The 12,887-nt window shown below is 39.0% G+C and carries 11 protein-coding genes; 5 read left to right on the forward strand and 6 right to left on the reverse strand.

Annotated features, from left to right (window positions below; translation table 11 throughout):
• Positions 1 to 228 precede the first annotated feature (228 nt).
• Positions 229 to 966, forward strand: a complete 738-nt coding sequence (locus tag DEU42_RS06615) for an MBL fold metallo-hydrolase (protein WP_114757493.1) — start codon at positions 229 to 231, stop codon at positions 964 to 966.
• 45 nt (positions 967 to 1,011) lie between these two features.
• Here DEU42_RS06615 and DEU42_RS06620 read toward each other — a convergent pair whose 3' ends face one another.
• From DEU42_RS06620 to hpt, 3 genes are read right to left on the reverse strand one after another with little or no spacing between them, the layout of a single operon-like run.
• Positions 1,012 to 2,289: a hemolysin family protein gene (locus DEU42_RS06620; protein ID WP_114757494.1), complete on the reverse strand. Its 1,278-nt coding sequence runs from the start codon at positions 2,287 to 2,289 to the stop codon at positions 1,012 to 1,014.
• Between the two features lie 15 nt (positions 2,290 to 2,304).
• Positions 2,305 to 2,877, reverse strand: a complete 573-nt coding sequence (locus tag DEU42_RS17580; protein ID WP_233506632.1) for an adenylate kinase — start codon at positions 2,875 to 2,877, stop codon at positions 2,305 to 2,307.
• A gap of 21 nt (positions 2,878 to 2,898) precedes the next feature.
• A complete protein-coding gene (gene hpt / locus DEU42_RS17585) occupies positions 2,899 to 3,429 on the reverse strand; it encodes a hypoxanthine phosphoribosyltransferase (RefSeq protein WP_233506633.1) in 531 nt (176 codons plus the stop codon).
• A gap of 183 nt (positions 3,430 to 3,612) precedes the next feature.
• Between hpt and DEU42_RS06630 the strand changes: the two genes are divergently transcribed.
• Together DEU42_RS06630 and DEU42_RS06635 are read left to right on the forward strand one after the other, a co-directional pair.
• Positions 3,613 to 4,890 (forward strand): PQQ-dependent sugar dehydrogenase, encoded by a 1,278-nt coding sequence (locus DEU42_RS06630; RefSeq protein ID WP_114757562.1) that lies wholly within the window; start codon positions 3,613 to 3,615, stop codon positions 4,888 to 4,890.
• 75 nt (positions 4,891 to 4,965) lie between these two features.
• On the forward strand, positions 4,966 to 7,110 hold the full coding sequence (locus tag DEU42_RS06635) for a TonB-dependent receptor (protein ID WP_114757495.1): 2,145 nt from the start codon (positions 4,966 to 4,968) through the stop codon (positions 7,108 to 7,110).
• Here the strand turns inward: DEU42_RS06635 and DEU42_RS06640 are convergent.
• Positions 7,107 to 7,715 carry an acyloxyacyl hydrolase gene (locus tag DEU42_RS06640; protein ID WP_114757496.1) on the reverse strand — a complete coding sequence of 203 codons (609 nt, stop codon included), beginning with the start codon at positions 7,713 to 7,715 and terminating at the stop codon, positions 7,107 to 7,109. The genes DEU42_RS06635 and DEU42_RS06640 overlap by 4 nt on opposite strands.
• A gap of 377 nt (positions 7,716 to 8,092) precedes the next feature.
• Between DEU42_RS06640 and DEU42_RS06645 the strand changes: the two genes are divergently transcribed.
• The gene (locus DEU42_RS06645; protein WP_114757497.1) at positions 8,093 to 8,653 is read left to right on the forward strand and encodes a hypothetical protein; all 561 of its coding nucleotides are present in this window, start codon (positions 8,093 to 8,095) and stop codon (positions 8,651 to 8,653) included.
• Positions 8,654 to 8,665: 12 nt separating this feature from the next.
• Positions 8,666 to 9,898, forward strand: a complete 1,233-nt coding sequence (locus DEU42_RS06650) for a cation:dicarboxylate symporter family transporter (protein WP_114757498.1) — start codon at positions 8,666 to 8,668, stop codon at positions 9,896 to 9,898.
• Positions 9,899 to 9,963: 65 nt separating this feature from the next.
• On the opposite strand, the gene DEU42_RS06655 is transcribed toward DEU42_RS06650, so the two are convergent.
• Both DEU42_RS06655 and DEU42_RS06660 read right to left on the reverse strand, forming a co-directional pair.
• Entirely contained in the window at positions 9,964 to 11,244 is a 1,281-nt protein-coding gene (locus DEU42_RS06655; RefSeq protein WP_233506634.1) for an MFS transporter, read from the reverse strand.
• A 78-nt stretch (positions 11,245 to 11,322) separates the two neighbouring features.
• Complete coding sequence (locus DEU42_RS06660) at positions 11,323 to 12,786, reverse strand: glycoside hydrolase family 130 protein (RefSeq protein ID WP_114757499.1); 1,464 nt, start codon at positions 12,784 to 12,786, stop codon at positions 11,323 to 11,325.
• Positions 12,787 to 12,887: the final 101 nt, after the last annotated feature.

A 12,887-nucleotide genomic window follows, 5' to 3' on the forward strand; every position in this document is an offset into this window, starting at 1 on the left:
TTGTTATACTACAAATGACAATAATGCTTCTCAAAAAACCATTATTTAATTGCGGACAAAACGTGACATTTTTAAACGAAAACGTGACAACAACTATAAATCAACGCTTTATAAAAACAACAACTGAGAATGCTTTAATTAAAACCACGTGTTTTTAAATACTATAATTAACAGATGTTTACCCAAACTTAGACCATCATTTAGTAACTTGCATCAAATATGAAATACATGAAGATCATACCGCTCAATGAGGGCATATTTACCGTTACTAAAGACAAAATATTTACTCAAATACAACGAAATGAAGTTGAAACAGCCGATCCAAAGTTGTTAAAAATGGGCGTATGTCCATTTTTGATAGTGTTGCCTAACAACGAGCTGGTTTTATTCGATGCAGGAACGGGTTACATAAAAAACAATCAGGTTGTACTGCTTCAACGCATAGAGGAGGCCGGCTATCAACTGGAGCAGGTAAGTAAGATTCTGCTATCGCATCTTCATAAAGACCACATCGAAGGCTTAGGACAAATTAATGGCAACGCTATTAAACCCTATTTCCCTAATGCTCAAATATATTATCAGCAAAGAGAATTAGAGTATGCTTTAGAGCAAACAGAAAGCTATTCGTTCGATCACGAATACTTAAAACTCTTCTCAAAACTACCAAACCTTGTTGCCATGAATGACATCGAGGGCAACATAAACGAATATATTACATATCAGGTAACAGGAGGACACTCTCCTTTTCATCAGGTATTCTGGATAAAAGAAGGAAATGAAACTGCTTTTTATGGCGCAGATAATCTCCCTCAAAAAAGCTACCTGAAATTCCATATCGCCTACAAATCAGACTACGACGGCAAAAAAGCAAAAGAATTAAGGCTGCTATGGGAAGAACAGGCTAAAACTGAAAACTGGACAGTATTATTCTACCATGAATTTAGCCGTAATGTAACGCCATTATAAACAGAAAAAGCCGGATAAACCGGCTTTTCATATTTCTAAAAAATGTTATTCTTTTAGTGATCTTACTTTTACTTCCTCGATCTTTACACCGTCCATTTTTAAAACTTCAAGCTCATAAAGATTCCATGCAAGCTTCTCACCTACTTTTGGTATGTATGAAAGCTCTGTCATTACAAGTCCGCTAACGGTAGTCACTTCATAATCATTCGTCAAATCATCCAGATCAAAATAAGTAAGGAAATCATGCAGCGGATAATGTCCGTCTACCGTCCAGGTTCCATCTTCATTAGCAACAAGCTTAAACTCGTCTTCATAAAAATCGGAAGCATCACCTACTAATGCCTCAAGGATATCATTAAGGGTAATTAATCCCTGGAATACACCATACTCATCTGTTACCAATGCATAGTGTACTTTAGTTTTTTTGAATATCTCAAGTGCCTTGTATGCCGAGGTATGCTCTATCAGATATACAGGCTCTTTTACGATTTCTTTCAGGCTAAAATCATTCCTGTCATAATTAGCAAAAATGTCTTTTAGCAACACTACCCCTATCACATCATCCAGGCTTGCCCCATCAATAACAGGATATACAGAATGTAGCTCCTGAAGCATTATCTCTCGAACCTTTTCATTGTTAGAATCGGTAGAAAGATAAGCCACTGATTTACGGTGGGTCATAAGGGAATTTACCTTACGATCTCCAATATGAAATACCCTTTCCATAATGTCGTGTTCAATCTCCTGAACCTCTCCTCCTTCTGTACCTTCCTTAATAATGGCTTTGATTTCCTCTTCGGTAACTTTTCCATCTGCCGTTGGGCGAATGTTGAAAACCTTCAAAAGGAATTCTGTAGACGAAGTAAGCAGCCAAATAAACGGAGCTGTAACTATCGAGATGTACTTCATCGGTATAGCCACCGCTTTCGCTATAGTTTCCGGATAATTTAGTCCTATTCGTTTAGGAAGCAGCTCACCAAGAACCAATGAGAAAAACGTTAGTATAACAACTACTATACCTACTGATATATTTGCTGCATAAGGCTTAAGCACTTCAAAACTTTCGATAAAAACCTTAACATTGTCGGTTACTTTATCACCCGAATAAATACCGGTTAATATACCGATAAGTGTAATACCTATCTGCACCGTTGAAAGGAACTTATTAGGCGAGTTCGCAAGATCAAGTGCCGTTTGTGCACTTGCATTACCTTTTTTAGCTGCAGATTCAAGACGATTTTTTCTTGCCGAAATCAATGCGATCTCTGACATGGAGAAAACCCCGTTTAAAATAATCAGAAATAATATTATGGCTATTTCCAAGCGTTAAGTTTTAAATTAAAGCGTATCGATTACCGCGCTTAATCGGTTTGTTATTTCAGCTATCTCACCTATACCGTTTACTGCGTGGAATTTACCCTGCGCTTTGTAATATTCAATAAGTGGAGCAGTTTTCTCGTTATATTCCTGGTAACGGTTACGGATAAGAGTTTCATCCTGATCATCCGCACGACCACTGGTTTTACCTCTTTCAAGAAGACGGGCAACAAGCACCTCATCATCAGCCTCAAGCGCTACAGTAGCAGTTACTCCCCATCCTTTAGTCTTCAGAAATTCGTCAAGTGCATCAGCCTGTTCAGTCGTACGCGGAAAACCATCAAAAAGGAAACCTTTTGTATCAGGGTTCTTTTCTATCTCATCCTGTAACATTTTTATTGTAAGCGCATCCGGAACAAGCTCACCTTTGTTGATATAAGATTTCGCTTCAAGTCCAAGAGGCGTTTCATTTTTAATGTTGTAACGGAAAATATCACCTGTAGAGATATGGGTAAGGTTGTATTTAGTTTTTAAAAACTCAGCCTGAGTCCCTTTACCGGCACCCGGTTTTCCGAAAAGTACAATATTGATCATTTTATATTTAAGTTGTATTATTTATTCTTTCAATTGATAAACCTCCGGCAGGTTTCGGCCTAATTCGTCGTAATCAAGACCGTAGCCTACAATAAACTTATCAGGAATCTCAAACCCGATATAATCCAGTTTTATATCCTGCTTGTAGGCCTCAGGTTTAAAAAACAATGTTGCAATCTTCAATTGTTTCAGGTTATTTCCTTCAAAAATCTTTTTAAGTTCAGCAACGGTGTTCCCTGTATCAACTATATCTTCAATTATAACAACACTTCTACCTTCAAGGCTTTTACTCAGGCCTATAAGTTGTTTTACACTGTTTGTACTCGTAGTACCTTCGTAAGAAGACATCTTTACAAAGCTTACCTCACAAGGCTGTGAATATTTTTTCACAAAGTCAGATACTACCATAAAAGAGCCATTTAATACTCCTATAAAAACCGGTATTTCTCCTTTAAGATCTTCTTCAGCCTGCTTGGCCAGTCTGCCTATTGTAGCATCAATTTCGGCAGCACTTATAAAAGGAACAAAATGTTTATCGTGAAGCTGTATCACTGTTTTAATATTGTTTATTATTTACGACAATGTGCAAATATACTAATTACCAATCAGCTCCTTACATGTGCCGCTTTATTTTGCAATATTTTTATGACTGTTAAAGTAGAATTAATACTCAAGGCTTTAGCTGCCAAAATATCTAATTTAGGTAAAAACAAATCATTCTATTATTCCTACATTATGAAAAAACATATAATTACCTTTTCCATTTTGGGATTGTTAGCTGTAAGCTCATGTAAACAACAACCTTCAAAAGAAGAAAAACAGCAAGCACAAGCAGAAGGCAGCACTACGGTAAAAACAGCTATAGGAGACCTTACATTACCCGCACCATATTCCTCAGAATCAGTAACCAAGCGAAATGGCATGAAAGACTGGCCAGAGAGACAAACCCCAAAAGCCCCCGCTGGCTTTACAGTTACTAAATTCGCAGGTGACCTTAAAAATCCACGCAATACATACATAGCTCCCAATGGCGATATTTTTGTAGCCGAATCGGGAACAATGAACAGCGCAGACCAAATAACTGTTTTTAGGGATAAGGATAAAGATGGGAATTTTGAGACCCGAACTATTTTCGCCGAAAAGCTGAACCAGCCTTATGGTATGCTAATCCTCAAGGATTACTTTTATGTTGCCAATACCGACGGATTGTACCGCTACCCCTATAAAGAAGGCGAACTTAAATTACGCACCGATAAAGCAACAAAAATTGTAGAGCTTCCTGCCGGAGGCTATAACAATCACTGGACACGTAATCTTTTGGCTAATGCCGATGGATCTAAAATATACATTTCGGTAGGATCAGCGAGTAATGTGGCAGAACACGGTATAAAAACTGAATTTAGACGTGCCAATATTCTTGAGATTAATCCTGACGGAACGGGAGAGCGTATCTTTGCAAGCGGGCTCCGCAATCCCGTGGGCATGGACTGGAACCCTGTAAACAAAGAACTATGGACTGCCGTAAACGAACGTGATGATCTGGGCGATGATCTTGTCCCTGATTACATAACCAGTGTAAAAGAAGGCGGCTTTTACGGTTGGCCTTATTCTTACTATGGACAGATCGAAGATCCCAGATTGAAAGGACAAGCCAAAGACCTTGTAGCAAAAGCGATTATTCCTGATGTTCCCGTTGGAAATCATACAGCTTCACTTGGACTTACATTCTATAATAAAGACGTATTTCCTGTACAGTATCGCAATGGTGCTTTTGTAGGACAGCATGGCTCATGGAACCGATCTGTTTTGAGCGGATATAAAGTTTTATTTGTGCCTTTTAAAAATGGTAAACCATCTGGTCCGCCACAAGATTTCTTAACAGGCTTTATCGCAGATGAGAAAAAAGCCCAGGCTTATGGTCGCCCCGTAGATGTAACAGTTATGAATGATGGCTCGCTATTAGTGAATGATGACAGTGGCAACACACTATGGAGAGTTTCTGCGAATAAATAAAATAACACATAATATCACATCAATTCCTGCAGCATAAACTGCAGGTTTTTTACTTTAGCGGTAACTTACCATCCAATGACAAAAAAAACAATACTCCTTATATTGCTTTTGATTTTATCGGGAAAATCCTTCGCCCAGGATAGTCCGGAAAAAACAAAAACAGATTCTATTACAAAAACTGTTGACCTGTCATTTTTAGCAGGTAAAATCATACCTCTAAATGCTAACACGTTAAATGAAGTTATAATAAGCAACTATCACATCAACGATAGTCTGTTAAATGCACCCGCAGCAATAGGAATATTATCGTCAGCCCAGTTGCAGCGCAATAACAATTCTGACATTTCAGCATCATTAAATACGCTTTCGGGAGTATATATGCAATCCGGCGGACTGAATACAAACCGGATTTCTATTCGTGGTATCGGAGCAAGGACGCCTTACGGAACCAATAAGATCCGTGCATTTTATGGTAGTATTCCACTAACATCAGGCGATAGCGAGACCACAATAGAAGACATAGACCTCGAAATCGTTAATCAGGTTGAAGTAATAAAAGGCCCTTTTTCAAGCCTGTATGGCGCCGGCCTTGGCGGAGCCATACTGCTTACGCCAAAACAATCTGCCTACCACAGTAGTAGGGCAGCCATAAGCACAACTACAGGTTCGTACGGATTAAACAAAAACACTATAAGTTATGGATTTGACAGTAAAAACGGAAGCCTGAACCTGAACTATCACAAACTGGAAACTGACGGTTGGCGTAACAACAGCACCTATAAACGGGAAGGCATAACACTTGCAGGCGAACTTTTCAGAAAGGAAAACAGTAAACTGACGTATTTTGGCAACTACACTTATATGAAAGCTTACATCCCCAGTTCTGTCAACAAAGAAACTTTTGACAACGATCCAAGGACAGCAGCTCCAACATGGGCAGCATCAAAAGGCTATGAACAGTATGATTCTTATCTGGGTGGATTAGCTTATGACTGGAAAGCAACAGATTGGCTAAAAAATTCAACCTCAGTATTTATCAATGCTAAAGACAGCTACGAACCACGTCCGTTTGACATTCTTACTCAGGATAATATTGCCTGGGGAGGGCGTACACAGTTTTTTGGGAATGGAAAAATCGGGAATATGAAAACCGAATTCATTGCCGGCCTTGAATATTTTAATGATGGTTTTGATGGTGGTACGTATGAGAATTTGTATCAGGACAATAATGGAAATGGCACATTAAAGGGAGCACAGCTAACGGGTAGCAAGCAACAAAGGAATTTTATTAATGCATTTGCACAATTGCGTTTGCAGCTGGCCAAAAAATGGGAAATACAGGCAGGTGTAAACTACAACAAAACCCAATTTGAACTTGACACGACATACCCTCCCGATATAATTTCGTCACAAGATTACAGCTATAAAGGCATCTGGTCACCTCAGCTATCCCTACTATTTAAACCCACATCGCTGCAAACGGTTTATGCATCTGTCAGCCGTGGCTTTTCATTACCGGCAATAGAGGAAACATTAACCGCCAATGGTACAATCAATCCGAACATAAAACCTGAGAATGGCTATAATTTTGAAGTGGGAGGCAAATTCTATTTTCTTAATAAAAATCTGTATGCCGAAATTTCATTATACCATATGCAAATCAACGACCTGCTCGTGGCACAACGCGTAGATGATGATCAGTATATTGGAGTCAATGCCGGAGAAACACTTCATCAGGGTATTGAAGTAAATATTAATTACCGTTGGGATATTGAGCAAATCCTCACGATTTCACCATATGCAACTGCTTCGATAGGAAAATATGAGTTTAAAGAGTTCCTCAATAACGGTATTGATTATTCAGGCAATAAACTTACGGGAGTTCCATCAAATAAGATAAATGCAGGAATAATGATAGAAAAAAAAGGATTCTATCTGTCATCTGACCTTTATTATGTTGATAAGACACCTATGAATGATGCTAACTCTGCCTATGCTGATAGTTATTCATTACTTAACGCAAAAGCAGGTTATCGCTTTGAGCTCTTTAAAGGATTATCATCACATATTTCAGCGGGCGTGAACAATATTACCAATACCCATTATGCAAGTATGGTTTTGGTAAATGCAGTTGGTACAAACGGAGCTGCACCCCGATATTACTATCCCGGATTACCTGTAAACTATTATGGAAACGTAACGTTTAGTTATAGTTTTTAAAGTGGCATTATTACACCAAATTGTATATTTTTAGTATTAAACCCTGCATTAGAATTCTGTAACCCTGCATTTGATGTATGTCTGGCGGCAACCCTGACATCAAGACCTACTTTTCCAAATTTATAGGTAGTTCCCAAAGCAAAGACATCACAAAAAGCAAAACCTTTAGTTAACCTTTCCGTTTCTGTATCCGTTATCATAGGGCCAACATTACCCATTGCATACATACTGAAATCTTCTGTAATATTATAACGTGCAAAAAAGGCAACATTTAATATGTATTCACGAATATCTTTAAGTTTCATGTATTCTGCCCTTGTTTCATCAGACTCACCCGGTTTTACAAAATAAGGATTTTTCAATCTGTGGCGTGCGAAATTAACTTCCGGTTGTAAAGCCACCTGAAATTCCCATTTCTTTCCGGGATTTAGCGAATAATAGATTTGTCCCTGAATGTAGTTATTAGTATAGGTGTAATCCGTATTATTGAATTCACCACCGTTACCATAAGCAAGACCTATAGTATAACGTGACGTTTTTTCAGTTTCCTGCGCCTGTAGACCGGCGCAGCACAATAGCATTAAGAATGTAATTTTACGAAGCATGGGGCTGTTAAATTGGTTGGGCAAATATACCTATTTTAATACACCATCATATACGAAGCCGTTTTTTTAATAAAACAGACTAAATATCTCCACTTTTACCCATAATGTCACGTTTTTTCCGCTATAACACTATTGAATTACAAAACTCATTTGAGAAATTTGCATTAGTTAAGATGAGTTTAGACAAACAACCTTAAAGAAATGAAACTGACCTTATTTCGCTTGCCAAACTCAAATCCTCATAAAAAAGGTTTTGTTTAGCTAAGTAAACCGGGAAGCGGCTACAAATCATAAACTACTAATTCGGTCAATTTTGTTAAACGGGGCAATTCGCCCCGTTTTTTATTTTTGTATTTTTCGCTTCAAAACCAAAAACCGTGAATACTAACTTCTATAATCAAATAGTAAACAGCACTGCGCATCGCCCTATTCGTGATTTACTTTCAGGAGAGGTTTTAAACGACAGAAACCTGCTACCCGACCTGCTTACTATCGCTTTTGACGTTACCGACAAAAACCATCATAAAGCCTGCTGGATATGTGAACTTGTTTTTGAAACTGAGATTGAATGGTTATCTCCCTATCTCGATACATTTTGCAAAACCTTGTCACTTTTCAAAAACGAAAGTGCTCTGCGCCCAATATCTAAAATATGTCTTTTTGCTACCGAACAGAACAGTAAGCAAAACGGATTTCTTAGCGCAAAGCACAAAGAACTAATAACCGAAGCCTGCTTTGACTGGCTTATCAACCCCGAAACTAAAGTAGCCACTAAAGCTTATTCTATGCGAACGCTTTTTCTTTTGGGTAAAAATGAAGAATGGATCTACCCTGAACTTACCCGAATACTAACGGAAGATACTCCCAAACATACCGCCGCTTATAAAGCCGCCGCCAAAGATATTCTTAAGAGATTAAGCAAACAAAACCGCTTTTAGTATCTTCGACAAATGAAACAACAGTCTTCTATAGAACAAAAACAATCAACACTATATACAATAGTAACCAATCTGACCTTTTGGGTACTGATCGCTATCTTGTGCGGAATCTTGCTTGGACATTATTATCCGGCAAACGCAACACAAATGAAATTTATAGGCGACTGGTTCATTAAAATCATCAAACTGTTTATTGGTCCTATTATATTCCTTACCATAGTGCTGGGTATAGCCGGTATGGGCAACCTGCGAAAAGTAGGTCGCATAGGCATCAAATCATTATTGTATTTTGAAGTTGTAACTACTTTCGCCCTAGCAATAGGCGTGGGAGTTGCTTACCTCCTTGAACCGGGAAAGATAGATAAAACTGGACTGGATGTTCAGGACGCCAGCCAATACACCTCGGGCGGAAGCAGTTTTAGCTGGTGGCAGTTCTTTTTAGACAACTTCACCTTACAAGTGCTAATTGCCGCAATACTAGCAGGTATTATTTTAAACTACAGCCCTAAACGCGAAAAAGGAGTATCAATACTATACGTATGTTCCGATTATGTTTTTAAAGCATTGAAGATTGTTATGTACCTTGCTCCGCTTGGGGCTTTTGGAGGCATGGCGTATACCGTTGGTAAGTTTGGACTGCACACACTCATTCCATTAGGAAAACTGATGCTCACGGTATATATAACAATGGGGCTTTTTATTTTTGTCGTTTTAGGCAGTATAATGTGGTATTATAAGTTCAGCATATTTGAGTTCATCAAATATATTAAAGCCGAGCTGCTTATTGTACTGGGAACCTCATCTTCAGAAACTGCCTTACCCAACCTGATGGAAAAGCTCGAACAAATGGGATGCAGTAAATCGGTCGTAGGATTGGTAGTACCCACAGGTTATTCTTTTAACCTTGATGGCACCTCCATTTACCTTTCCATGGCTGTTATCTTTCTGGCTCAATTATATAATGTACATCTGAGCTTTGAAGAGATCCTTACCATCATAGGGTTACTAATGATCACTTCTAAAGGAGCTGCGGGTGTTACAGGCAGCGGATTTATCGTACTTGCGTCTACCCTTACTGCCATACACAAAATACCCTTGGAAGGACTAGCCTTTTTACTTGGTGTAGACAAATTTATGAGTGAAGCCCGCGCTCTAACCAATTTTATAGGAAATGGTGTAGCAACCATTGTCATCTCAAAATCGGAAGGTGAGTTTGTAGACGCTGATAATCCGAGAATTGAATAGCCCCTCAGTGTTCAGTATTCAGTTGGCAGTTGAGTATGTTTACTAAATACTGAACACTGCTTACTTTACTCTTCCTTGTCTTCGTCAAAACCAAATTTTCGTAGTTGCGGTGCACTGAAGAATGTTATAGCAATTACCCCCAGTGTGAGACAACCGCCTGCTACAACTGCCCGAACCGTGCCTAACCAATGCGCCATAACACCACTTTCAAAATCACCTAGTTCATTAGACGAGCTTACAAAAATGGTATTAACTGCTCCAACACGGCCACGCATGTCATCCGGTGTTACCAGCTGAAGTATAGTACTTCTTATCACAACACTTACTGCATCAAACATTCCGGAAAACAGTAAGAACGCAAATGAGAGTATAAAATTAGTCGATAGTCCGAAACCTATAATACAAAGTGCAAATCCGGTCACAGCGACGAACAGTTTACGCCCGGGATAAGTTTTCAACGGCAAAAAGGCTAATATAGCCAGCGTAAGCATAGCGCCTACACCCGGTGCAGATCGCAATAATCCAAAACCTACCTCATCAACATGTAATATTTCTTTTTGATATACCGGCAGTAACGCTACCGCCCCACCAAATAAAACCGAAAACATATCGAGCAGCTGTGCACCAAGCAACACAGGAGTTTTAAGCACAAAGCGAATACCCTGGGTAAGACTTTGCAGCATGGGCTCTTTTTCCTTTTTCAGTATAGGTTTCGTTTTTATAGAGAGAATCGGAACAAGCAGTAGCAAAAGAATGATAACCACTGTAAACATTCCCGCTAACACACCATCTAACGCAATAGCCAGTCCTGCCGCCAATGGCCCCAGCATTGAACCCGTTTGCCAGGCCATACTACCCCAGCTCGTAGCATTGGCAAAGTTTTTCCTTGGCACTATCAAAGCGAACAATGAAAAAACAGAAGCCCCCATAAACGAACGAACTATACCTCCACAAAAAACAAGAAAATAGATAAAATACAATGTTGTATTTACACCTAGCTCATCAAGTGAAAAAGGAGTAGTAAGCGTAAAAAGACACACCGCAATAATAGCATAGGAAACAATGCAAAAGAGCACCATCTTCCGTTTTTCGTTAAGGTCTACGAAATGCCCTGAAAAAAGCGAACAGCCAATTGCCGGTATTACCTCGGCCAGACCGACCAAACCTAAAGAAAGCTTATCATTAGTGATATGATAAACCCAGTAATAGATTATGGTAATTTGCATATTAAGGGCAAAAATGAGCCCGAAACGTATGCTTAGAAATGACTGGAATTCTTTTATTTTTAACGATGGGTTCTTAGCCCAAAATCCGGTTCCTGGTTCTTCAGGCAATTCATTTTCCAATGTAATGTATGCTATTGGTTACTTTACACAAAGATATTCTATTTCAGGACTGAAAACTGAGGCTGATACTGAAAACTATCAACCTCCGTTTTTTAGCCTGTCAAGCAATGTATCAAGATTTACCGTAGCAAAACCCGAGCTGTGGTCTGACAATCCATAAGGAATAATAAGCTCACCGTTATGAATTATCCCTCCACAGGAATATACCACATTAGGCACATAACCCTCACGCTCATCGGGGTTAGGTACAATCAACGGATCTTTCAGTCTTCCAATTTCTATGGAAGGATCATTTATATCCAACAGGGAGGCTGCAATGCTGTACCTGCGCATTGATCCCACGGCGTGGGTAAGTATAAGCCAGCCGGCCTCTGTTTCAATTGGTGAACCACAATTTCCCAACTGAACAAACTCCCATGGATATTTTGGTTCCTGTATCTTTACAGGATCATCCCACTCGTTAATATTATCGCTATACATAAGGTAATTATTCCAGCCATCGATACGTGAAAGCATTGCATACTTTCCGTTTATCTTTCTTGGGAACAAAGCCAGATTTTTATTTTTTGCCCCGGCACCATTTAGCGGACTGGTCTTGAATTCATAAAAATCAGTTGTTTTTAAAAGTTTTGGCATAATATGTACCCCATCATAAGCTGTATAAGTGGCATAATAAATAGTCCTTCCACTATCATCTGTAAACTTAACAAAACGGGCATCTTCTATACCTTTGCTCTCAAAATCAGAAATTGGAAAGATAACCCTGTCGCTGATATCAGTATCTTTAGAAAAAGATATCCTTCGGTAACTATCCGAAAGTGCCAATACAAGATTGTACTGCCTTATAGTCTTGGCATCAGATGTTTTTCCCTTTGCCTCAGCTACCAGGCTTTTCAGTTGTTCATAATCAAAACGGTCATCTAGCTTTTCGGTAACATCATTAAGAAATCCTTCATTTATATCGGCCTCTTGCGCTTTTTTAAGAAACAGGTGTTTCTGATAAATTACATTATGTATCTTTTCAGCTTCATCTATGTAGTTACTGGCCGGGATAACGGTAATATCATTATTCCTGTCAATAATAGCCCTGCGAAATGCTACTGACGAAACGTGTCCTTCCCCAACCGCTCTGAAGCTTATAATAACACGTAACTGTCCTTCCTCAAGATTGGTTTGGTCGGGATCCGGAATAACAGACGGATTAAAGAATGCAGCCGACTCAATAGAATACTCATGGGTAAAGTAAGACCCTATAAGCAGTTTGCAAAACTCATCCATTTTTTCAAAATCACCTCCGGCGATGTCAATGTAGCGTTTTACGCGTTCGCAATTGCGCAATAGCTTACGGGTAATATTACGGTGTCGTTTGGAGAAATCCTGCAACAGTGGTGATACCAATGCAAAAACCTCATCTTTATCCAACACCAATATTTTTCGAATCAAATCTATAGCGCGCTCTTCTCCATTAAAAAAATAACGAGCTATAACACGAGTAGCATCCGGCGACACCTTAACAGGTTTCCTTTCAATCGTCAGTCTCATAAGGATAGTATTTATATCTGCTAAAGGGGGCAGATTTTGTGAACCTCTAAAATACAAATATAATTTATATCAATATCGGGCTAAAATGCTAAAGTTAAGGT

Source organism: Flavobacterium sp. AG291, from assembly GCF_003350375.1.
Classification (GTDB): domain Bacteria; phylum Bacteroidota; class Bacteroidia; order Flavobacteriales; family Flavobacteriaceae; genus Flavobacterium; species Flavobacterium suzhouense.

Bases quoted from the DNA above. Each gene is read 5' to 3' on its own strand.
- DEU42_RS06640 (WP_114757496.1), bottom strand. From the start codon at position 7,715: ATGCTTCGTAAAATTACATTCTTAATGCTATTGTGCTGCGCCGGTCTA.
- DEU42_RS06630 (WP_114757562.1), top strand. From the start codon at position 3,613: ATGAAAAAACATATAATTACCTTTTCCATTTTGGGATTGTTAGCTGTA.
- DEU42_RS17580 (WP_233506632.1), bottom strand. From the start codon at position 2,877: ATGATCAATATTGTACTTTTCGGAAAACCGGGTGCCGGTAAAGGGACT.
- DEU42_RS06635 (WP_114757495.1), top strand. From the start codon at position 4,966: ATGACAAAAAAAACAATACTCCTTATATTGCTTTTGATTTTATCGGGA.
- DEU42_RS06615 (WP_114757493.1), top strand. From the start codon at position 229: ATGAAGATCATACCGCTCAATGAGGGCATATTTACCGTTACTAAAGAC.
- DEU42_RS06660 (WP_114757499.1), bottom strand. From the start codon at position 12,786: ATGAGACTGACGATTGAAAGGAAACCTGTTAAGGTGTCGCCGGATGCT.
- DEU42_RS06650 (WP_114757498.1), top strand. From the start codon at position 8,666: ATGAAACAACAGTCTTCTATAGAACAAAAACAATCAACACTATATACA.